This is a genomic window from Methanococcus maripaludis, assembly GCF_013760955.1.
Taxonomy (GTDB): Archaea; AGJL01; Methanococci; order Methanococcales; family Methanococcaceae; genus Methanococcus; species Methanococcus maripaludis_A.
This window is the reverse complement of the sequence record NZ_JACDUL010000004.1, coordinates 19,984-43,727: the sequence shown is the minus strand read 5'-3', so window position 1 is coordinate 43,727 and position 23,744 is coordinate 19,984. Positions and strand designations below refer to the sequence as shown.

Annotated in this window: 19 protein-coding genes and 1 tRNA gene; 12 read left to right on the top strand and 8 right to left on the bottom strand. The window is 32.9% G+C overall.

The features are described from left to right. Positions 1-91: 91 nt before the first annotated feature. Positions 92-1,474 (bottom strand): proline--tRNA ligase, encoded by a 1,383-nt coding sequence (gene proS / locus HNP90_RS07780; protein ID WP_012068239.1) that lies wholly within the window; start codon positions 1,472-1,474, stop codon positions 92-94. A 261-nt stretch (positions 1,475-1,735) separates the two neighbouring features. On the opposite strand from proS, the gene leuS reads away from it, so the two are divergent. Together leuS and HNP90_RS07770 are read left to right on the top strand one after the other, a co-directional pair. Further along, positions 1,736-4,603 (top strand): leucine--tRNA ligase, encoded by a 2,868-nt coding sequence (gene leuS / locus HNP90_RS07775; protein ID WP_012068240.1) that lies wholly within the window; start codon positions 1,736-1,738, stop codon positions 4,601-4,603. A gap of 26 nt (positions 4,604-4,629) precedes the next feature. Continuing rightward, the gene (locus HNP90_RS07770; RefSeq protein WP_012068241.1) at positions 4,630-4,947 is read left to right on the top strand and encodes a DUF1894 domain-containing protein; all 318 of its coding nucleotides are present in this window, start codon (positions 4,630-4,632) and stop codon (positions 4,945-4,947) included. Between the two features lie 67 nt (positions 4,948-5,014). Here HNP90_RS07770 and HNP90_RS07765 read toward each other — a convergent pair whose 3' ends face one another. Further along, complete coding sequence (locus HNP90_RS07765; protein WP_012068242.1) at positions 5,015-6,358, bottom strand: MATE family efflux transporter; 1,344 nt, start codon at positions 6,356-6,358, stop codon at positions 5,015-5,017. Between the two features lie 20 nt (positions 6,359-6,378). Further along, positions 6,379-6,918, bottom strand: a complete 540-nt coding sequence (locus tag HNP90_RS07760; protein ID WP_012068243.1) for a PadR family transcriptional regulator — start codon at positions 6,916-6,918, stop codon at positions 6,379-6,381. Between the two features lie 199 nt (positions 6,919-7,117). On the opposite strand from HNP90_RS07760, the gene HNP90_RS07755 reads away from it, so the two are divergent. Both HNP90_RS07755 and mptN read left to right on the top strand, forming a co-directional pair. Next, positions 7,118-7,561, top strand: coding sequence for a DUF1890 domain-containing protein (locus tag HNP90_RS07755; protein WP_012068244.1), 444 nt, complete (start codon positions 7,118-7,120; stop codon positions 7,559-7,561). Between the two features lie 41 nt (positions 7,562-7,602). Further along, positions 7,603-8,481, top strand: coding sequence for a tetrahydromethanopterin:alpha-L-glutamate ligase (gene mptN / locus HNP90_RS07750; RefSeq protein WP_012068245.1), 879 nt, complete (start codon positions 7,603-7,605; stop codon positions 8,479-8,481). Here mptN and HNP90_RS07745 read toward each other — a convergent pair. The 5 genes from HNP90_RS07745 to HNP90_RS07725 all read right to left on the bottom strand — a co-directional run bounded on the left by HNP90_RS07745 (position 8,478) and on the right by HNP90_RS07725 (position 14,155). After that, a complete protein-coding gene (locus tag HNP90_RS07745; RefSeq protein ID WP_012068246.1) occupies positions 8,478-9,500 on the bottom strand; it encodes an MnmC family methyltransferase in 1,023 nt (340 codons plus the stop codon). The two genes, mptN and HNP90_RS07745, sit on opposite strands and share 4 nt — an antisense overlap. 39 nt (positions 9,501-9,539) lie before the next feature. Further along, entirely contained in the window at positions 9,540-10,409 is an 870-nt protein-coding gene (locus HNP90_RS07740; protein ID WP_012068247.1) for an Mrp/NBP35 family ATP-binding protein, read from the bottom strand. Between the two features lie 91 nt (positions 10,410-10,500). After that, positions 10,501-11,601: a non-hydrolyzing UDP-N-acetylglucosamine 2-epimerase gene (wecB, locus tag HNP90_RS07735; protein ID WP_012068248.1), complete on the bottom strand. Its 1,101-nt coding sequence runs from the start codon at positions 11,599-11,601 to the stop codon at positions 10,501-10,503. A gap of 4 nt (positions 11,602-11,605) precedes the next feature. Continuing rightward, positions 11,606-12,889 carry a UDP-N-acetyl-D-mannosamine dehydrogenase gene (wecC, locus tag HNP90_RS07730; RefSeq protein WP_012068249.1) on the bottom strand — a complete coding sequence of 428 codons (1,284 nt, stop codon included), beginning with the start codon at positions 12,887-12,889 and terminating at the stop codon, positions 11,606-11,608. Positions 12,890-12,901: 12 nt separating this feature from the next. Beyond that, positions 12,902-14,155 (bottom strand): cation:proton antiporter, encoded by a 1,254-nt coding sequence (locus tag HNP90_RS07725; protein ID WP_012068250.1) that lies wholly within the window; start codon positions 14,153-14,155, stop codon positions 12,902-12,904. Positions 14,156-14,359: 204 nt separating this feature from the next. Here HNP90_RS07725 and HNP90_RS07720 point away from each other — a divergent pair, with 204 nt between their 5' ends. The 8 genes from HNP90_RS07720 (at position 14,360) to HNP90_RS07685 (ending at position 23,734) form a co-directional block, all read left to right on the top strand. After that, positions 14,360-15,070 carry a (5-formylfuran-3-yl)methyl phosphate synthase gene (locus HNP90_RS07720; RefSeq protein WP_012068251.1) on the top strand — a complete coding sequence of 237 codons (711 nt, stop codon included), beginning with the start codon at positions 14,360-14,362 and terminating at the stop codon, positions 15,068-15,070. A gap of 159 nt (positions 15,071-15,229) precedes the next feature. Then, positions 15,230-15,303: transfer RNA gene (locus HNP90_RS07715), tRNA-Arg, on the top strand. A gap of 206 nt (positions 15,304-15,509) precedes the next feature. Then, entirely contained in the window at positions 15,510-16,106 is a 597-nt protein-coding gene (locus HNP90_RS07710; RefSeq protein ID WP_012068252.1) for a class III signal peptide-containing protein, read from the top strand. A gap of 166 nt (positions 16,107-16,272) precedes the next feature. Continuing rightward, complete coding sequence (locus HNP90_RS07705; protein ID WP_012068253.1) at positions 16,273-19,053, top strand: cation-translocating P-type ATPase; 2,781 nt, start codon at positions 16,273-16,275, stop codon at positions 19,051-19,053. Positions 19,054-19,061: 8 nt separating this feature from the next. After that, on the top strand, positions 19,062-20,120 hold the full coding sequence (gene corA / locus HNP90_RS07700) for a magnesium/cobalt transporter CorA (RefSeq protein WP_012068254.1): 1,059 nt from the start codon (positions 19,062-19,064) through the stop codon (positions 20,118-20,120). 89 nt (positions 20,121-20,209) lie between these two features. Next, on the top strand, positions 20,210-20,956 hold the full coding sequence (locus HNP90_RS07695; RefSeq protein WP_012068255.1) for a substrate-binding periplasmic protein: 747 nt from the start codon (positions 20,210-20,212) through the stop codon (positions 20,954-20,956). Positions 20,957-21,431: 475 nt separating this feature from the next. Beyond that, positions 21,432-23,168: an indolepyruvate ferredoxin oxidoreductase subunit alpha gene (iorA, locus tag HNP90_RS07690; RefSeq protein ID WP_012068256.1), complete on the top strand. Its 1,737-nt coding sequence runs from the start codon at positions 21,432-21,434 to the stop codon at positions 23,166-23,168. Next, complete coding sequence (locus tag HNP90_RS07685; protein WP_012068257.1) at positions 23,168-23,734, top strand: indolepyruvate oxidoreductase subunit beta; 567 nt, start codon at positions 23,168-23,170, stop codon at positions 23,732-23,734. Before iorA ends, HNP90_RS07685 begins: the two co-directional genes overlap by 1 nt. The last annotated feature ends 10 nt before the right edge of the window (positions 23,735-23,744 follow it).

The following is a 23,744-nucleotide window of genomic DNA, read 5'->3' as shown; positions in this document are numbered from 1 at the left end:
ACCACTTAATATAAATCAATTTATAATAAATGCTTTATATACTCATCGATTTTAAAAAATAAAAGAAATTTGGCTTGAATTTTTGAAATTATTAGTAAGTTCTGGCAACTGAAATATAGTCTTTTCCTTCATAGGTGGTTTGACCTAAAACTGATGCATCAATCAATTCTTCAAATTCTTCGTTGTACACTGATTCATCAAATGGAATTAGTATTATTCCTTTATTTTCTAAAAGTGCAGCTTTAACTTTTTCTGAAAGTGCATTTACGTCGCTTTCAAAGTCAACAACTGTTAAGAAATTTTTAATTTTTTCATCAGCCTTTATTTTTAAGTTTTCCTTGTACATTGAAACTATTTTTTCAACTTCTTCTAAAATATTTGAATATTCAACAGTTATTTTTTCGCCAGTATCTCTTCTAACGATTAAGGCCTGTCCATTTTCGATATCTCTCGGTCCAAGTTCGATTCTTAAAGGAACTCCTTTTATTTCCCAGTCGTTATATTTTCTTCCTGGTCTGATGTCTCTATCGTCTAAATGCACTCTGAATTCTGATTTTAATGTACTATTTAATTCTTTAATTTTTTCCATCACGATTTCTTCTTTTCCTTTGAATAATAACGGGATAAGAACAATCTGGATTGGTGCAACATCTACAGGGATTACAAGACCTTTTTCGTCCCCGTGAACTGAAATTAATGATGCAATTGCCCTATCAGAAATTCCGTAGCATGTTTGGTACACGAAATCTTTTTCGCCATCCGGAGTTTCAAATTCAAGTTCGAAAGTTTTTGCAAAGTTTTGACCAAGATTGTGAACTGTTCCAATTTGCATTGTTTTTCCATCTGGATATATGGTATCAAATGCCATTGTGTAGTCTGCTCCTGGGAATTTATCCCATTCTGGTCTTTTAGAAATGATGTATGGCACACAGATTTCATCGAAGAACTCGCCGTAGAGATTTAATGCTTCTTTAATTTGAGCATCACAATCTTCTTTTGTTGCGTGAGCAGTGTGTGCTTCTTTGAAACTCATTATTTCTCTTAATCTAATAAGTGGCCTTGTATGCTTTGTTTCGTATCTGAAAGTGTTTACAACCTGATAGAGTTTCAATGGAAGGTCAGTATGTACTTTAATCCATTGTTTCATCATGTAGTACATTGTGGTTTCAGAAGTAGGCCTTAATGCAAGTTTTACTTCAAGAGGTGTTTTTCCACCATGGGTTACCCAGAAAACTTCATCTTCAAACCCTTTGATGTGTTCTCCTTCTTTTGCAAGTAAATTTTCAGGAATTAACATTGGAAAGAGTGTTTCGTCATGTCCTGTTTCATCAAGTAATTTTCTTAAGATTTCAAAAGAATACCTTCTGATTTTAAAACCATAGGGTAAATAAACCCCACATCCTTTTATAGGGTATCTTAAGTCGTAAATTCCGGCTTTTTCTAATATATCGCTATACCATTCAGAAAATTCCATTTTTTTCACCGTAAATAATCATATTTAGAATTAACGTGTTTTAATAGTTTTAATATAAAATAAGCAGTAAAATAACTTACATAAGTATTTCATGCATATACATCTAACATGACAGACTATTTATAAAATATATTTATATAATTTGTGAAAATATTGCTAGATTGATGAGTATTTGATAAATATTTAATTTTATTTCTAAAAATGTTGTTAATGTTTGTACAGAATATAGAAGATGAATTTTAAGATGAAAGAGTGAAAAACATGGATCAAAATGGAGTAAACGCGGGAAATGGACATAAATCTATTGATTTAATTCAAATAATGGACAAATGGCAGAAAAAATGGACGGAAGCTAAAATTTTTGAAGCTGAACACGATTTAAGGGATAAATTTTTCATAACTGCTGCATTCCCATACTTAAACGGGGTACTTCACGCAGGACACTTAAGAACATTTACAATTCCAGAAACAATTGCAAGATACCAGAGAATGAAAAATAAAAACGTGCTCTGGACATTTGGATTTCACGTTACTGGAACTCCAATTTTAGGTCTTGCAAACCAGATCAAAGAAAGAAAAGAAGATATTATCTGGGCTTACAACAATTTACACAACATTCCAATGGATGAACTCATAAAACTGGACACTCCTGAGGCAATAGTTGAATGTTTTTCAAAAAAAGCAACAGAAGCATTTAAAAGAATGGGATTTTCACTTGACTGGAGAAGAAACTTTAAAACCGACGATAAAGTTTTCAGTAAATTCATAGAATGGCAGTTTTATAAATTAAAAGAAATGGGCCACATTACAAAAGGATCACACCCTGTAAGGTACTGTCCTAAATGTGAAAACCCTGTAGAAGACCACGATTTACTCCATGGGGAAGAATCAACAACAGTAGAATACAGTTTAATCAAATTTACTTCTGAATTTGACGGAAAAGAAATAATAATGCCAATGGCAACATTAAGGCCTGAAACACTCTTTGGTGTAACCAATGCATGGGTTAATCCAAATGAAATGTACGTAATGGCGGAAGTTTACGATGAAATCCAGAAATTGGATAGTGAAGACGTTGATTTAAAATACAACGGAATCTGGATTGTTGGAAAAGAATGTGCTGATAAATTAAAAGAGCAAGATAGAAAAATTGAAATTTTAAAAGAAATCAAAGGAAGCGAATTACTCGGTTTAAAAATCAAAAATCCAGTTACTAAAAAAGAAGTTCCTCTTTTCCCTGCTGATTTCGTTGAAATGGGAATTGGAACAGGATGCGTAATGGGTGTTCCAGCACACGCACCATATGATTACATTGCTTTAAGGGATCTCGGAAAAATCGAAGAAGTAGGCCTTATTCCATTAATTGAAATTGAAGGATACGATAAATTCCCGGCAAAAGAAATTGTAGAAAAACTTGGAGTTAAAGATCAAAATGATGATGAATTACTCGAGCAAGCAACGAGCAAAATTTACAAGGATGAATTCCACAAGGGAAAATTAAATGAAAACTGCGGAGAATACGCAGGAATTTCTGTAAAGGATATTAAAGAAAAATTAACAAAAGATTACCTAAATTCAAATATTGCAGAAATAATGTACGAATTTTCAGAGCAGAAAGTTGTTTGCAGGTGCGGTGAAAAGTGCATTATAAAAACAGTAAAAGGACAGTGGTTTATTAACTATTCTGACGAAAACTGGAAGAAACTCGCTCACGAATGTATCGACAGCATGAACTTTGCGCCTGAAAACATAAGGCAGGAATTCCACAACAAAGTTGACTGGATGAAGGACAAAGCCTGTGCAAGGAAAAAGGGGCTTGGAACATTACTGCCATTTGACGAAAACTGGATTATCGAGTCTTTGTCGGACAGTACAATTTACATGGCATACTACACAATTGCAAGATTTATAAACGAAGGATTAACTCCAGAACAGCTTGTTCCAGAATTATTCGAGTACGTATTCCTTGGAAACGGGAATGTTGAAGAAATAGCTAAAAATTCAAACATTTCAAAAGAAACGATTGAAGAAATGAGAAAAGAGTTTTTATACTATTATCCGCTCGACTGGAGATGTTCTGCAAAAGATTTAATTCCAAATCACCTCACATTCATGATATTCAACCACGTAGCCTTATTTAAAAAAGAACACTGGCCAAGAGGAATTGAAATAAACGGATACGTTACAATTGAGGGCAAAAAACTCTCAAAATCAAAAGGTCCGGTTTTACCAGTTTCAGAAGTTGCAGAAAACTTTGGTGCAGACGTTGCAAGGTTTTACATCACGACATGTGCCGAACTTCCACAGGATGCGGATGTTAAATTCAAAGAAATGGAAAAAGCAAGAGATAATTTAATAAAATTATACGAACTTGCAGTATCTGTCATGGAAGAAGAAAGTACACAAAAAGAATTCTCATTAATTGATAAATGGCTTTTACACAAAACCTACAGTTCAATAAAAGGTGCTGAAACTGCATATGAAGAATTCCAGCTCAGAAAAATTGGTTTGATGTTCTACGAACTCATCAATGATTTAAGATGGTATAAAAGAAGAGGCGGAGAAAACAACAATGTTTTAAAAGAAGTAGTTGAAATCTGGACGAAATTACTTTCACCTGTAACCCCTCACCTCTGTGAAGAAATCTGGGAAAAATTGGGATACAGTGGATTTATTTCGCAGGAAATGTATCCTGAAATTAAATCAGAACTAATTAATGAAGATTTAGAACTTGGAGAAGAATTTATCAAGTCTGCAATGGAAGATATCAGAAATATCAAAGGGGTTGCAAAAATTAACCCTGAAAAAATGTATTTATACACTGCAGACGACTGGAAATACGATCTCCTTGAATTTATGAACGAAAACTCTGAGAAAAACGTAAAAGCAATTATTCCGCTTGTTATGAAAGAAGATAAATTTAAAAGACACGGAAAAGAAGTGATGAAATTGATTAACGAAATAATGAAAATCGGTGTCAAAAAGGCAATAGCGGAAGTAGAAATACTAGAAAATGCCAAAACATTTATTGAAAGTGAATTTGATTGCGAGGTAATTGTAAACGGTGAAGATGTTAAAGGCAAAAAGAAATTTGCAATACCTTACAAACCTGCAATATACATGGAATAACTTTTAATTTTTTATATGGTGATTTTATGTCATGTATTGATAATTATAACCATGAAATTCTCTTAAAAGGTTCGTTTAAAGAATGCAGTGATTATATTAAAAAAAATTACAAAAATATTCGTGAATTTAATCCTGGCGATGAACTATTGGAAGGAGTAATGCTTATTGGACTTCCCCCAATTCCTGTTGCTTACGAGGATGATTTCGTAATTTTTCCGTTTACAAAGCCCTGCTATGGAAGTCACGTACTCAGGGTTCCATTAAAGCAGTACATGAAATCACAAGAAAAAATTAAAGATGGTAATGAAAAGAAAGGAATACTTTCAAAATTGAAATTCTGGTAAATTTAATTCCGAATTTTTTAAAATACCTTTTTTAAAAATAAAAATTTAAAATAATTTTTTTAAGAATTTAAGAAGATAGTTTTAATGATTTTCTATCTTTGTAGATAATGCCGCTTGCAAGGGTGAACCCTAACAAATCTCCAATTGGAAATGAAAACCATATTCCATTCAATCCAAAGAATATTGGCAAAATAATCATGGTGGGCATTAAGAATAAAGTCTGTCTTGCGCAAGAAATGATGAATGCAGGTTTTGCCCTACCTAGTGACTGGTATAATCCACCTATTGTCATTTGTGCTCCGATAAGGAATGAGAACATGAAAAATGCCCTTGTTGCGAAAACCCCCTGTGCAATTACGTTTGGATCAGTTACAAATATCTGTATAAATATTTCAGGGAATATCATTACAAGTATAAATCCGAGTAAACAGAGACCCGTAGTTCCAACTAACGCGAGTTTTATTGATTCGCTGACTCTATTCAACTGTCCTTTTCCGTAATTATATCCAACAATTGGCTGTAAACCCTGCACGATTCCAAGAACAGGCATTAGCAAAAGCATTGCGATTCTCATAATTACTCCGTAAATTGCAATTGCAATATCTCCACCATATATTCCAAGCAAATTATTTCCAACAATTACAAGGACGCTGCTTATAATTAGTTTTGCAAATTCAGAAGATCCGATAAACACTGTTTCTTTTAAAATCTTTAAATTAATTAAAAAATCATTCATTGCGTATTTAATGCTCGTATTTTTTCCAAACTGGTGTTTTAATATGTAAATTACACCTATAATTTGAGATAGTACTGTTGCAATTGCTGCACCTTTGATTCCCATATTAAATACCATGATAAATAATGCATCAAGAATCATGTTTATAATTGCAGGAACAACCATTGCAAACATTGCAACTTTTGCCATTCCTTCTGCACGAACAAGGTTGTTTGCAGCAATTAAATAACTGTTAAATATCGTTCCGTAGAGTATTATTTCATAATAGTCTTTTGCGTAAGGGAATACTTCGGCAGAGGTTCCAAGAATGTTTAAAATTGGAACCATGAATACAATTCCGATAATTGTTATCAAAACTGATAAAATCAAAACGCTGCTGATTGAATTTCCTCCGGCTTTTCTTGCAGAGTCTAAATCTCCTTCACCAAGTTTTCTCGATAAAAGGGATGATCCACCGATTCCAAAAGTTACTCCAAATGCCATAATTATCATTTGGAATGGAAATATCAGTGCAATTCCAGTAAATGCAGCTGTTCCGACCCATCTGCCGATAAAAAATCCATCGACTACGTTATAAAGCGCCATTATCAACATTCCAATTATTGCAGGGATCGAGAGTTTAACTAAAAGTTTTTTAACGTCTTCAGTACCTAAAAATTCACTTTTGTATGCCATACTATCACAAATTTAAATTATTAATCTTTAAATTTCTCCTTAAATTCTATAATAAATTCCTTTTCAGTGGTTAAATGAGCTAAACATCTATTTGAAAGTGCCAAAATATGTTTTGGACAATCATTCTCAATAGTTTTGTTTATATCATTCATGTAATCGATCTTTTCTTCAATTGCCGATATGTACTTTTCAAAACATTCCAACGCTTCTTCTTTTGATAGAATGTCCAACTTACTCATTCCAAGGTCAAAACCTGATATTAACTTTTCATAATTCGAAATAAGGTCCTTTACCTTGTTTTGCATTGCTTTTTGTCCTAATGGTGTTGCAAAGTATGTTTTTCGAGTTCTTCCATGTTTATTAATGGTTTCGCCTTCAACAAGCTCTTTTTCTTCCAATTTTTTTAAAACATAGTATATCGAAGAAAATGCAATTTCTGTCCACTGCCTCATGTTTCTTTCTTCGATTATTTTTTCAATTTCATAACCGTACATCGGTTTTTCAAGGAGCAAACCCAAAATTGCAGATTCTACATTCGAAATTTCGATTTTATCATCCATTAAAGCACCAGTCTCTATTTATTTCCAATTTAGATCGATAAATTATCAATAATATCATATGTATCTGATATCCTATCACTATAATATTATATAAACTAAACGGTAAACCAAAATAGATTTTGGAATTTTGAAATATCGGAAAATATTAATATCTTTTATTGATAGAATTATATGCTTTTAATATACTTTGGTGGTATTTTTGAGAATAATGATAATTTTGGGATGTCCAGAGCCCCCTGTTTTGGTTCCTTCGTTCATGTTTTTATTAAATATGCTTAAAAACAAAGGACACGAAATAATAGTTTCAGCAAACCCCGCAGCATTAAAATTGATTGAATCCGTGGATCCTGAAAAGTATTATTTGAAAGGAATCGGTTTTCAACCAATTGATGAAGGTCTTAAAAATAAGGCTGAAGTTGATTATATTTTTGGTTTCGCGCACAACGATGCAGCAGTTAATTATATTATAACGTACAAAATGACACACAATGTGGATACGTCAGCAATCGTTTTCGGAAAAGAGTTTAAAGATGAATTGGTGCAAATTTTAACTGAAAACGGAGTTAATGCACAGATGGCAAGAGCTTTCCACAACCCAACGCCACTAAATGTTAAACTTAAAAAAATATTTTCAGAATTTTAAATGCAATATTATTACCTTTAATAATTTTTTACGGTGTTAATATGAGAATGGGAATAATTTCTGAAGAAAGAGACTGGGTAACCGATGAATTGAAATTCAAAATGGAAAAAAATGATATCGATCCGGTTATTATACAGCCTTCAAAAATAATTTCTTCTATTGGATCAGACGTTAAATTTGAACAGAATAATAGGAGTATACTCGATTTAAAATGTGCTTTTGTTAGAAACATTGGCGAAGGAGTCGAAATGTTTCACAGGTTTGACATGTTGAAGTATCTTGAAAATTATATACCCATAATAAATCCGATGGATGGAATTGAAAATGCCGGAAATAAATTTAGAACCTCTTTTTTAATGGAAGTCCATAAAATTCCGCACCCAAAAACAATCGTTGCAGAAGATGTAAACAAAGCACTCATTGCAGCAGATAAATTTGAAGATGTTGTTTTAAAACCTCTTTTTGGAAATCAAGGAAAAGGGCTTGTACGAGTTAAGGGAAGATCAACTGTTGCTAAATTAAAGGCTTTAAATACTTTTAAAAGCACTCACGGCGTAATTTACATGCAGGAATTTGTAAATAATCCAAATAATGTTTATCGAGACATCAGGGCATTTGCAGTTGGTGACAAGGTAATTTCTGCAATGTATAGAACATCTGATAACTGGATTACAAACATACATCAAAACGGAGTTCCTAAAAAGTGTGAAATAACCGATGAATTGACTGAAATTGTGCTTGCGGCAAAAGATGCAGTTGGACTCGTTTATGGTGGTGTGGATGTGCTTGAAAGTACTGATGGATTGAAAGTTATCGAAGTAAATGCATGCCCGTCATGGGAGGGACTTTCAAGGATTTCCGATGTAGATATCGCTCAAAATTTAATTGAAGAAGCTTTAAATTATTCAAAAGAGTATTAATTTTCAAAATATATTTTATTCATTTTTTTAATAATTTCAGATGAATTTAGATTTTCTTTTTGAATTTTTAGGAGTTTTTCATCTATTTTTCCGCTTTTAATCTTTGTAGTCGAATAACATTTATTTCCAAGCAAATTTTTTAGATTTACTCTTTCAATTTCCCTATTTTTAATAATTTCAGAAGAATTTAAATTCAGATTTTTATCGTAAAACGGAACTCCGACACTAGATAGTGCAATTAACCTTTCATCACTTTCAGGAATTCTTTTTATTTCACTTTTTTGAATTTCGTTTGGATTTTTGTAAGCTAATGTAGCTCCTCTTTTTCGTCCAACTGAGGGCCCTTCAGAAATTACAAATCCGCATTCGACAAGTGCACTTCTAAATGGAATTGATGAAGAGTATGATATTAAAACACCAGAATCATCCATATTTTCATAGATCAACTTTAAAAAATCAACTGTATATAATACAGGATCGTTCGCAGGCGAAAAGGCATCGTGAAACACGCAATTGTATTTTTTTAAATCTTTTCTCAAAAGCGTAATTCTCGCATCTTCATTAAAAATTCTAATTTTTTCATCCGTAATTCCTTTGAAAAATTCAGATATTGCATTTTTTACCAGTAAATGTTCTTTTATTGGGATATCGAGTGCAAGCGATAAAAAAAGCATTTCTTTACTGTATTCAACTATATCTATTTCTGAATTTATATTGTAATGAAGTGCAGAAACTGCATTGTAGCCCATGCCACTGCATAGATCCAAAATTTTTGGATTTTTAATATCTTCAATTTTTGAAGGAATCGCAAATTTTTCAATTCCTTCTTTTAAAGCTCCAACTCTTGAGTGCATCAATTCTTCAGGATCTTCTGATCGAACGGTAAATGTCCCGTCTTCTGTTTTTATAAGTAAATCTAATTCTATTAGTTTTTTAGTTAGCTCGTTTAAATTTTTTGAAGTAAAATCTTTTTTCATGTAAATTTTAATTAACTCGAGTGCTTTTTTATTCGGAAGCATAACTACACCTAAATCAGGGATAAAAATAAAAAAATTAAGTTATTCTTTTTTAATTCTTTCAAGAACGGTATTAACAACCTTTTTAAATTCTTCTGATGCTTTACAGTCCATTGTAACCATTGGAACTCCTCTATCGGATGCAATTCTTGCTTTAATGTCGAGAGGGATCCTTCCAAGGAAAAATACATTTAATTCTTTTGCAGCTTTTTCACCGCCACCTTTACCAAATATGTCGATTACTTTGTCACATTCCGGACATACAAATCCGCCCATGTTTTCAATAATTCCGATTATTGGAATTTCTAAGGTATTTGCAGTGGATACTGATTTTCTTGCATCCAAAACAGATACTTCTTCAGGGGTTGTGACGATCAAAATTCCGTCAATGTCGGGAATTGCTTGTAATGTTGTTATCTGGATATCTCCAGATCCTGGGGGGGTGTCTATTAATAAAAAGTCGAGTTCTCCCCAATTAACATCGCTTAAGAATTGTCTGATGGCACCGCTTGCTTTTGGACCCCTCCATATAACTGGTGTGTTTTTATCTGGCAAGAAATATCCAATAGACATTGTTTTAATTCCTTGTGGGGTAGCTATTGGGTAAATTCCATTTTCATCAGCCATTGGTTGGATTTGGTCTACTCCAAGCATTTGTGGAATATTTGGGCCGTGGATATCTCCATCTAAAACTCCAACTTTGTATCCCATCATGTTAAGGGTTGCTGCAAGGTTTACGGTAACTGTGGATTTACCTACTCCTCCCTTACCACTCATAACTGCTATTTTATGCTTAATTTTTGACATATTGTTTCTAATTTGTGCATTTTGCTGTTCCATCATTTTTTTGGTATCTGAACAGTCGGAACTTGAACTACAACTGTCGCAATTTCCAGAGCATTCTTCTGCCATAATCTCACCGCTGGATGTTAAATAAATATCACTTATACAATGAATAACATATTATATAAAAATACTACACATATAGGTTCAGATAATTAGTTTAATTCTTTTTTCCACCCAAAACAATATTAACAATAAGTTTTCCAGAATTTCCATCTCCAAATGGATTATTCCAGTGTCTATTTGATTTTATCATTTTTTCAATACAATTTAAAATGTTTTCTGGATCACTGCCTGCTAAAATATTTGAATTGACGTAAAGTGTTTCGGGTCTTTCGGTATTCTCCCGTAGTGTTACGCAAGGTATATTCAAAATACAGGCCTCTTCTTGAAGTCCACCGCTGTCCGTTATTATAAGTTCGGCATTTTTTTCTAAAATTAAAAATTCGAGGTAGCCTACAGGTTCAATGATTTTTATTAGTGAATTGTCTTTGATTTTGTCGATTAAACCAAATTCACTTAATTTTTTATATGTTCTCGGATGAATTGGAAAAATAATGTTTTTTTCATATTTTTTAGATACTTCATTTATAGAATCTACGAGTTTAGATAAAATTTCGAAGTTATCGGTGTTTTCAGCCCTATGGAGCGTTAATAAAAAATATTTTTTATTTTCTGTTATTTCTGATAAAAATTTACAAATATTTTCATTTTTTTCCGCAATTTCCAAGTTTTGAAGAGTTGCATCAACAACGGTGTTTCCAACAACATGTATTTTTTCGCTAGAAATTCCTTCATTTAAAATATTTTTTGCAGCAGTTTCTGTCGGAGCAAATAAAAGTTCTGAAATATGGTCTGTAAGAACCCGGTTTGTTTCTTCAGGCATTTTTCTATCGAAACTTCGAAGGCCTGCTTCAACATGCCCAATTTTTATGCTTAATTTTGATGCAGCAAGAGCTCCTGCTAAAACTGTGTTAGTATCGCCCTGAACAAGTACAAAATCAGGTTTTTCATTTAAAAGAACCTTTTCAATTTCAATTAACATTCTTCCAGTCTGGTCTCCATGGTTGCCAGAACCGATATTTAGATTATAATCTGGTTTTGGAAGATTTAGTTCTTCAAAAAAGACCTTATCCATATTTTCAGAATAATGCTGATTTGTATGAATCAAAAAAAAATTTTTATTTTTTAGTTCCCGAATTATCGGGGACATTTTAATTATTTCAGGCCTAGTCCCAAGAATTACCCCTATTTTTACCATTTATTCACCATGCCCCATTACCAAGTAATTTAACCTTAAAACCTGCTTTTTTCCATAAATTATGCTCGAGTATATTTTTCGTATCGAACACGATTTTGTTTTTAAGTTTTGGACATATTTCGTCAATATCGTCTTTTTTAATGTTTTTGAATGCGTCATGATCAGTTAAGACTACTATACAGTCTGAACCTGAAATACATTCATCTAACGTACTTAATGGGTATTCAAAACAGTCTGCATGTGGATCAAATGTGGAAACTGTTGCACCATTTTCTAAAAGCATTTTAATAACATTTTTGGAAGGACTTTCTCGTGTATCTTCCACGTTTCCTTTATAAGTTGCACCAAATATTGATATTTTTGGTTTTTCAATTCCAAGTTTATTCAATTCTGATAGCACGGATTTACAAACGTAAGCAGGCATATTGTCGTTTAATTCTCTTGCAGCACGTATAAATTTTGCATTATTTGTTTTTTCAACGATAAACCACGGGTCAATGCTTATACAGTGGCCTCCAACCCCAGGTCCTGGATTTAATATGTTTACACGAGGGTGTTTGTTTGCAATTTTTATTGCATCCCATACATTAACTCCTATTTCATCGCAAATCTTTGCAAATTCATTTGCAAGTGCAATATTTATATCCCTGTAGGTATTTTCCATTAATTTTACCATTTCCGCAGTATTTGAATCGGTAATATATATTTTTCCTTCTACAAATGATTTGTAAATTTCTTTTGCCATTTCCGCAGATTTTTTATTTATTCCGCCAATAATACGGTCGTTTTCAACGAGTTCTTTTAAAATTTTTCCGGGAAGAACTCTTTCAGGGCAGTGGGCAACATATATTTTCTTATTAATGGTTTCGTAAATTTTTTTAGTGGTTTCCGGTGGAATTGTACTTTCAACTACTATTAAGTTTCCATCTTTTAAAAATGGAATAATGGCCTGAACTGCACTCATTACATAAGTCAAGTCGCATTTTTTAGATCCATCTTCATTTTCAAGTGCCGGTGTCGGGACACAAATGATAAATGCATCTGCTTCTTCTGCAGAAGTTTGAACATTTAAGTTCTTTGAATTTATTGCACCTTTTACGAGTGTTAAAAGTCCAGGTTCTTCAATTTTTAATTCGCCGTTTTTGATATGGTTTACTCGTTTTTCGTTGACATCAACACCAACAACTTCGTATCCATGATTTGCAAGCATCGAAGCTGTGGGAAGTCCAATATAGCCCAGTCCTATAACACAGATCTTTTTAATATCATAATTGCCATGTTTCTCCATTAAATCACCGGATTATTTAAAAAGTTTGTTTGCAAGGGGGTATGCCCAAGAAGCCTCTACAATAACGCTTAAAAGTATCGTAAGGAATGTCGCAACAAGGATTGAACCTGCAATCATTTCTGGGGGCATATATTTTGTTACTGCTGGTGGTATTACACCCGGATTGTGCATAATACTTGAATATATCATTGCTGCAAGCGCTGCAGGGACTACTCCTCTTGGACCTTCAAGTGCAAAATAGATTCGCTCTTTTAGGGAACTCGCCGGAGGAATTGCTGTTGCAGCAAAAACACCTATTGGTCTTGCAATAAATACCGAACCAAAAGCACAAAGAAGTCCGTAAAATCCAAAGCTTTTAAGAAGAGGTAAACTTATGCTCGCACCTAGAAATACAAATATTAAAATTCTGGTAAGTGATGACAGGTCTGTACAAAATTCTGCCATTTTATGCATGTCTTTTGTATTTTTTGGATTTTTAGTTACTACGTTTCCAATATAAAGTCCCATAATAGCAACTGCCATGTAGCCACTTAATCCATGTCCTAAGAAATGGGGAACAACGTCTTCTCCAAAGTACCATAATGCCATTGCAGCCCCAACACCAAGTGGTGCAATGTATTCTCCAAATTCATCTTTTGAAACTACAAATTCAAATATTTTTCCACCAACGTAACCTAAAACAAGACCGCCAAATGCCAACATTATAAAATCAAGAATTGGATTCATACTTTTGCTAAGCCCTATTGTTGAAAGTGTTAATGTTGTTGCAACGATACCAAGTGGGTCGTTAAATACACTTTCTGCTTCCAAAGTAACTGCAATTTTTGGGTCAATATCTGATTTTGAGAATATTGGAATAAGGGTTGCTGGGTCAGTTGCACAGTTTACTGCACCGTAGATAAATCCAATCGGATTTGTGAATGGTAGTGCATATACAAAACTGAATATAAGTCCAGAAATTAAAAGTGAAATGACAAGGCCGATGGTATCAAGTTTTAAAACTGTTTTTAAAACTCTTTTTAAAACAATCCATCTCATTTCAAAGGCTCCAACGAGCAGAAGAATTATAAGACCAACAGTTCCCACAAAAGAAAAAATTGTTTGAGCATAAATTGGAGATATCAATCCAAATACTGGGCCTATTAGTAAACCAATAATCAATAGAAGTGGAATATCTGGAATTCCGATTCTATCCGCTAATTTAGCGATAAATGATCCAATGATAAATAAAAGGGATATGTACCCTATTGCAAGGGGGATTTCCATCTTAACACCCAGTACGTATGATATATTTTGCCCGTAGGTTAAATCATAGGTATTTGTAAATTTTACTAGTTATGGATTTAATACATTATACAAATCGTTAAATTTTTATACATTAAATAATTTTGGATATTATAAATCAGATAGAATAACTACGAATACATATTTATAATCTTAGGTAAACTACGGAAATTATTAGGTGAAATTGTGATATTACTTGTAAGTCCTAAAGATGTTGCTGAAGCCCACGAAGCAATCGAAGGTGGTGCTGATATAATCGATGTCAAAAATCCTCCTGAAGGTTCATTGGGTGCAAACTTCCCATGGGTAATTAAAGAAACAAGAGAAGCGACACCAGAAGGAATGCTTGTAAGTGCTGCAATAGGGGACGTTCCCTATAAACCAGGAACTGTTACTTTAGCAGCTTTAGGGGCAGCAATAAGTGGTGCTGATTATATAAAGGTCGGACTTTATGGTACACGATCATATCAAGAAGCATTGGATGTAATGAAAAATGTTACAAAAGCAGTAAAAGATTCTGGCGAAAATAAAATTGTTGTAGCTGCAGGATATGCGGATGCTTACAGAGTTGGCGGGGTTGATCCTTTAATCATTCCAAGAGTTGCAAGAGATGCAGGATGCGACGTTGCAATGCTTGATACTGCTGTAAAAGATGGAAAAACATTATTTGACCACATGAGCATTGAATTATTGAAAGAATTTGTTGAAGAAACACACAAATACGGAATGAAATGTGCTCTTGCAGGTTCAATTAAAATTGAAGAAATTCCTATGTTAAAAGAAATTAACTGCGACATTGTTGGAGTTAGGGGTGCTGCATGCACTAAAGGAGATAGGAACGAAGGAAGAATTCAAAAAGATTTAGTTAAAGAAATTGTAAAAGTATGCAGACAATAAACAATCTAAAAAATTTTAAAATTACAAAATATTTTTAAAATAAGTTTTATTTTTTAATTAACTAGCTTAAAATTATTTAAAACAACCAAAAACTATTAATATATTTTTTACGAGTATATTAAAAAGGATTAATCAAAATCCTGTAATTATTATGCACATGCCCTCATGGGGTAGGTAGGATATCCTCGCGGACTGCGGATCCGTGGACTCGGGTTCAAATCCCGATGGGGGCGTTTTTCAGACTGTTTGATAACTATATTTATATATTTGATTTTACATTTTGAACGTAAAAACTGATTTTTAGAAATACTGTTTTAATTTAGACCAATTTTTCCGATTTTAATTAATTTATTTAATTGATACATAAGATTAATATTATTGAACAGATATATTTTAATTATATATAAGTTATATTTGTCTTTAAAAGGCGGTGATAATAATGTCCAACAGAGGACAGTTATCTATAGAAATGGTAATATTGATCATTGCAGTTTTGGTTTCCGGCTCATATGTAGCTTTAAACATGTCAAAAGGCGCTTTTGAAACAACTTCCGTTACTGAGGTTCAAGAAACTTCATACTGCGGGTTTACATCTGGATTCGATGTTAATGTAATCAACAATGCGATAGTAACACTTACTACTGGAGAAATTCAGGTTAACCCAAACGATGCAGATTCTAACAATGCATTCAATTCAACATACATTAATCTCACAGATAATTCTGTAATAATCTATTCATTAGATAATGTACATGAAAATTTAATTATGAATTATGAAGATGGTAGTAAAGTGTACATTCCATTAAATGAAACGTGGAAAAACTTCACTGCATCAACTATTACTCTTAGGATGATAAATTCTGACATTAATGTTACGATCAATGGTGAACCTATAGATATCGACACATTCTGCTTTGAAATCATACCTCCAGAAGGAAGCGACTACTTTAACTTCCAAATGTGCAATCTGGGCGGTAATGCTAAGTATTACCTAAGAATAGTGGATCAAGACGTAACACTCGTGCCTTCAGAGTAATAACCTCAAATCTTTTTTCTTTTTTTCACAAATTTTAATGATAACCAGTTTTTAAAGTCGCTATTTTGAAAATGTTTAAATCAGTTCTTTTACATATTAAGAATTAGTTAAATGATGGATTTTTTTTAAAAATTAAATAATCTGAGGATTTTGTCGGGGGGAGGGGATGCCGGATACTGATTATTATTTAATGCCCATTTCTGATGTATTTGAAGGATTAGAAACGGATAAGGCAGGAATTTCCGAAATAGAAGCTGAAACACGTTTAAAAAAATTTGGAAAAAATGAATTAAACGTGGAAATCCGGCTTCCAAAATGGCTAAAATTTTTATTTCAATTTAAAGATGTTTTTGCGGCAGTTTTAATTGTCGCATCAGCAGTTTCTTTTTTGATCGGCAATTATCGTGACGGAACCATAATGGCATTAATCGTGATAATCAATGCAATAATCGGGTATTATCAGGAAAATAAAGCCGAAAATATCATGGATTCTTTAAAAAAGTTGATACAGTCCCCTTCAAAAGTTTATCGTGATGGGGAATTAAAAGAAATTTCGCAAGGTTTGCTAGTTATCGGAGATATCGTGCATCTTGATGAGGGAGACAAAGTACCTGCTGATATCAGATTGATTGAATCTTACAATCTGACTACAAATGATTTTTCACTAACTGGGGAATCAATGCCTCAAGAAAAAGATACTGAAACAATTAATTCTGAAGCTGGAGTTGCTGATCGTACAAATATGGTTTATCTTGGAACCAATATTGCGACAGGAAATGCCAAGGGGATTGTTGTAGCAACTGGAATGAATACTGAACTTGGTAGAATTGCAAATTTAACTCGCGAAGAAAAACTTGCAAAATCCCCCTTACAAGTTGAAATCAGCAATATTGCAAATAAAATTACGATTTTTGCAATAGTTATTGCATCAATACTTTTTTTTATAAGCTTAAATCAGGGACTCGGTTTAAAATTTGGTTTAATTTACGGTCTAGGAATTGCAGTTGCCATAGTTCCCCAAGCCCTTCCAATGCAGATTACTGTAGCTCTTGCAAATGGGGTTTCTAAACTCGCGAAGAAAAATGCAGTAATAAAAAAACTCTCGGCAGTTGAAACACTCGGTTCAACAAACGTAATTACAACGGATAAGACTGGAACATTAACTAAAAATGAAATAACAGTTAAAAATGTATGGTTTAATGGAAAAGAGTATGAAATAACGGGTGTTGGCTATGAACCAAAGGGCACCATTCTTGATTCATCAGAAAATGAACTGGATGAAACAGGCCTTGAAAAAATAGAATTAATTTTCAATGCAGCAACAATGGCTTCAAATGCAGAAATTCATGAACCTGACGAAAATCACTACGGATGGTATCCAATCGGCGACCCAACTGAGGCTGCTTTGATAACAGTTGCTAGAAAATTAAATATCATGTCATTAAACGAAGATAGCGAATATCCCAAAATTCAAGAATTTAGTTTTGATTCTGTTCGAAAAAGAATGAGTATTATTCGGCTTTTCGATGATAAAAAGACGTTAATGATGAAAGGAGCAATTGATAGCGTTATTTCCGTTAGTAAATATATTTATAAGGATGGAAAAATTGTTGAATTAAAAAAAGAAGACATTGAAAGGTTAAACGGGTTAAATATAGAATATTCAAAAAAAGCAATGAGGGTTCTTGCATTTGCATATCGGGAATTAGAAAATAACGAAAAAGAATATTCTGTTGAAAATACTGAAAAAGATATGGTCTTTTTAGGTTTAATGGCTATGAGTGACCCTCCAAAAGAAGGTGTGAAGGATGCAATAAAAAAAGCACACGAAGCACACATAAAAACTTACATAATGACTGGAGATCATGCTATAACTGCACAGGCCGTTGGAAAACAGATATTTTTAGCAGATGGGGGACAAGAAGTAAATGTTATAACTGGGAAAGAACTCGACACAATGTCTGATGAAGAATTAAAACAAAAAATGTCTGAAAATGATGCACTGATATTTTCAAGAACTTCTCCCGAAAATAAACTTAGAATTGTAAAAACACTAAAAGCGCAAGGACAAATCGTTGCAGTAACTGGAGACGGGGTAAATGATGCCCCAGCCCTTAAAAGTTCACACATCGGGGTTGCAATGGGAAAACTTGGAACTGATGTATCAAAAGAAGCATCCGAACTTATTTTACTGGATGATAGTTTTGCGACACTCGTTTATGCAATTCGAGAAGGGCGTACAATTTATAATAACCTTACAAAAACAATTATTGCATCACTTACGAGTAACGGGGGAGAATTAACAATAGTTTTAATTGGTTTACTCGCTGTAGCTTATATGGGTTGGCCAATGCCCATATTAACGATTCAAATACTTGCAATCGACCTGCTTGCCGAAATTTTGCCCTTAACTGCACTTACATTCGATCCTGCATCAAAAGATATAATGAATGCACCACCTCGGAGAAAAGAGGAACACGTTTTAAATAAATATGCAATCTCGGAAATCTTATTTTTTGGATTTTTAATGGGTTTATTGGCATTTTTAAACTTTGGACTGTTTATATTTAGAAATAATTTAGAATTAACTACGATTCATGAATTATATCCGCTTGCAACCACGATAAGCTATGCTACAATTGCATGCTGCCAGTTTATGAACATTCTTTCAAGAAGATACTCTTATGAAACGTTATTTAGCAGGACAATCTTTACAAATATGAATATGATTTATTCAATAATAATTTCGATAGGTTTTACGCTAACTGCGATATATATTTCTCCAATAAACAAAACGATTGGGTTTGCACCGATGGGGCTTATTGATTGGGCATACGTCATAGCTGCATCAGTTGTATTTTTGGGGGCACACGAGCTTTTGAAAGTATATAAAAGACACAAAAAATCAAGCAAACATGTAACGGGTTTAAAAGAAGTTTTGTTTTGAGGTGGACTATGAGGAAAATTGGAAGTAAATATTCAAAAAAAGCAGGATTACCCCCTGGAGATCTGGTATATACTGGTGAAATGGGGTTAAAAGCGATTGAAATAATATTTATCACTTATAATAAAGATAACTTTTTAAAAAAACAGGTAAAAAGTCTTGATGAGATAGTTATTGATGATTCAAGCGTAAATTGGATTATATTTTCCGGAATACCAACTGCTGAAGAAATGAAGTTAATTGGTGAAAGATATGAACTTCATAAATTAACTCTTGAAGATATACTCAATACCAGTCAAAGAACCAAATTTGAGGTTTACGAGAAATATAAGTATCTTGTAACAAGAATAGTACACCAAAAAACTGATATGATACATCTTGAATCAGAACAGCTTAGCATAATTTTGAAAAACAACCTTTTGATTACATTTTTTGAGCAGGATATCCAAATAATTGAAAGTTTACTTGATAGGATTTCTAATAAAAAAGGATCAATATGTGAAAAAGGACTGGATTATTTATTTTATTCAGTATTGGATTCGATAGTTGACCATTATTTTGGAATAATCTCACATATCGAAGATGAGATCGAAAAGTATGATGCAAAACTGTTTTCAGATATTGAAAATGAAGAAATTGTACGTGTAAAACATATCCGACAAATATTGGTGGCTTTAAGAAAAAATATAGGGCCATTTAAAGAAATATTTCATAAATTCAGTAGGGACGAGTATGAATTTATCGAAAAAAGCAATTTAATATATATTCATGACTTATACGACCATACTGTTCATCTTATCGAAACGATTGACGTTTTAAAAGACAATACCTCAAATATCGCAGAAATACATCTTTCTGTAATGAGCAACAACATGAATGAAATTATGAAGGTGCTCACGATAATTTCTACAATTTTTATTCCGCTTTCATTTGTTGCAGGACTTTATGGAATGAATTTTGAGAACATGCCTGAATTAAGGTGGTCTTTTGGATATTTTTATGTTCTTATTGTAATGGGGCTGATTTTAACTTCGATGGTAATGTTTTTCAGGCGAAAAAAGTGGATTTGAATTTATTATATTTGAATATTCGAAAAGTATATTTATTATTAAAATGATAAGTGGCAACAATATGGTATTCCCCAAACAAAGGTGAATTTTTGAAAAAAATTACTTTAATTATTCTATTTAGTATTCTGGTCGTAACATCTGCCTGTACTAATACTAATGGCTGTTTTGAATCAGATACTATAACTGTAGGAATATATCCATACATGCCCCCATACCAGTACTATGAGAATGGTGAATTAAAAGGTTTTGAAATAGAATTAATTTCGGAAATTGCTAAAAGGATGGACAAAAAAATTGAATTTGTTGAGACTGATTATAAATATGGAAATTATATTGCTGCTCGTTCTGGAACCGTTGATGTTTCAATTTCAGCAATTACTAAAACTGTATTAAGGGAAGAAGATTCAACATATTCTCAACTTTACATGAATTCTTATTCTTCCCTTGTATGTTTAGATTCAAAATATGCTGGTTTGGCGGATTTTGGGGGTAAACGCATAGGCGTTGTTGATGATACTGTTTATGTAGATCATGCAGAATCCTATAAAAAAAGTGTTAATTTTGAAATTGTGAAATATCATAATTATTATGATTTAAATTCTGCACTGTTAAATGGTGACGTTGATGGAATACTTGCTGATTATTTCGTTTGCAAATATTTTAAGAACAATGGCGATGATTTAAGAATAATAGAAAATACTGAAATTCACTACTTTGGAATAGTTTCTTCACTTGACAATGAATATTTAATAGACAATATAAATAAGATTTTAATGGGCATATATAACGATGGAACATACGAAGAATTAAGGTTAAAATACTTTGAAATTGAATAAAATTAAAATTACCGCACTATTTTTCTATTTTTGAATTAATTAATTGTTTAATGTTTACAAAACCAATTTTTTCGACTTTTATCTAAGATTTTCATATAAATTTATCTAATCGATTCAATTAACAATTTTTATATATGCTTCCATTCAAAAGTAATTAATTGTCCCAAAATTTAGGGATACTTTTATCAATTGCTCGAATAATCGGAAGGGTAATTTAAGAAATAGGGGTTTTGACTATAAATTAACTGGATATCCATCCAGAATTTCTTTTTTCGAGTTTTATTTTAAATTTATTATTACAGTGTTTTACGGCTTTTTTATTTTAAACTTACAATATGCATAAATAACAGTCATTCCATATTCAAACCGGAAAGATTTGATATTGTTTAAATCAGTATCAAATATCGGATTAATCGTTATTTTCATAAAATTCATGAAAAAATATTTTATCAATAATTCGTTTGAGAGGCAGATCATGAAAAAATTAATGCTTGGAAACGAGGCAGTGGCGAGAGGCGCTTACGAAGCAGGAGTAATGGTCGCAACAGCGTATCCTGGAACTCCGAGCACTGAAATTACAGAATATATTTCGAAATATCCTGAAATTAATTCGGAATGGTCTGTAAATGAAAAAGTTGCTCTTGAAGTGGCTATTGGTTCAGCGATTGCGGGTGCTAGAACCATAGTTTCAATGAAACACGTAGGATTAAATGTTGCAGCAGATCCTTTGATGACTGTTGCGTATACTGGGATTAACGCAGGACTTTTAATAGTTGTTGCAGATGATCCAAGCATGCACAGTTCGCAAAACGAGCAAGATACAAGATATTACGGAATTTTCGCAAAAATACCTGTATTGGAACCTTCAGACAGTCAGGAATGTAAGGATTTTGTAAAATTGGGATTTGAAATCAGTGAAAAATTCGATACTCCCGTAATATTAAGACTCAGTACGAGAGTATCCCACTCACAGAGCTTGGTTGAACTCGAAAAAAGAGGAGATATCGAATTAAAACCATATGATAAAAATCCTTCGAAATATATTTCAGCACCGGCATATGCGAAAAAAAGAAGAATTTTCATCGAAGAAAGGTTAAACGAACTCTCCATTTTCGCAGATTCATCAGATTTAAATGAAATCGAATACAATGATAAAAAAATCGGGATAATTACAAGTGGTGTTGCATACAATTACGCAAAAGAGGTTATTCCTAATGCATCTTTTTTAAAATTCGGAATGAGCTACCCACTTCCTGAAGAAAAAATAAAAGAATTCGTTAAAAATTGTGATAAAGTTTACGTATTCGAAGAATTAGAACCTATTTTTGAACAAAAAATTAAATCAATGGGTTTAGAAGTAATTGGAAAAGATATATTCCCAATTATCGGAGAATTAAGTAGCGAAATAATTAGAAGTGCACTTTTGAACGAATCAAAAGAAGTAATTAATAAATTTGAAGATTTACCTCAAAGACCGCCAGTCTTATGTCCCGGATGTCACCACAGGGGCCCATTTTACGTTCTTAAAAAATTAAAACTCCACGTTGCAGGAGATATTGGCTGTTACACTCTCGGAGGATTTGAGCCGCTCAATGCAATCGATACCACAATTTGTATGGGTGCAAGTATCGGTATGGCACACGGATTTGAAAAAGCAAGGGGAAAAGATTTTGCTAAAAAGTCCGTTGCGGTTATCGGAGACTCTACATTCTGTCATTCTGGAGTTACTGGTTTAATGGATATTGTATACAACAAAGGACACAGTACCGTGATAATTTTAGATAATTCAATCACTGCAATGACTGGACATCAGGAAAACCCCTCAACTGGAAAAACACTCTCTGGAGAAAGTACTTCCCAAATTGATTTTGAAACACTTGGAAGAGCGATTGGAATAAACAGAATTCGAGTAGTTGACGCGTACGATTTAAAAGCACTCGAAGAAACGATAAAAGAAGAAGTAAATGCAGAAGAACCTTCATTAATTATTACAAAACGGCCTTGTGTATTGATAAAAGGCGTTAAATTTGACTTTAAAGATTATAAAATAGATCCTGAACTTTGCACTGGCTGCAAACTATGTTTAAAAATAGGATGTCCGGCAATTTCATTTGACGGAAAAGTTGCAAAAATAAATGATTCATTATGTGTTGGATGCGGGCTTTGTAAGGACTTATGTAAATTTTCAGCAATAGTTGAGGTGGTAAAATAATGAATATCGTCATCGCAGCAGTTGGTGGGCAGGGTGCAGTTTTAACATCTAAAATTTTAGGAACGCTGGCACAAAACCTCGGAAAAGATGTTAAAGTTTCAGAAGTTCACGGAATGTCCCAAAGAGGAGGTAGCGTAGTCGCATACGTTAAATTTGGTGACAAAGTTTATTCACCTGTAGTTGAAAAAGGAACCGCAGACATAGTTTTGGCTTTTGAAATGCTCGAAGGTGCAAGATACGTTGATTACTTAAAAGAAAATGGAAAATTGGTAGTAAATACGCAAAAAATAGATCCAATGCCTGTTATTACCGGGGATGTGAAATATCCTTCTGATTTAAGTGAAAAAATTGGGGAATTAAACATTGAATATATTCCAGTAGATGCTTTATCAATTGCAAAAAATGCAGGAACGATAAAAGCAGTCAATGTTGCATTAATTGGAGTTCTAGCGAAAAATAGCAACATTAAAAAAGAAGAATGGATAAAAGCTATAAAAGATACTGTTCCTGAAAAATTTCTGGAATTGAATATGAAAGCTTTTGAATTGGGTTACAATCTAGAATAGAAGGGATATC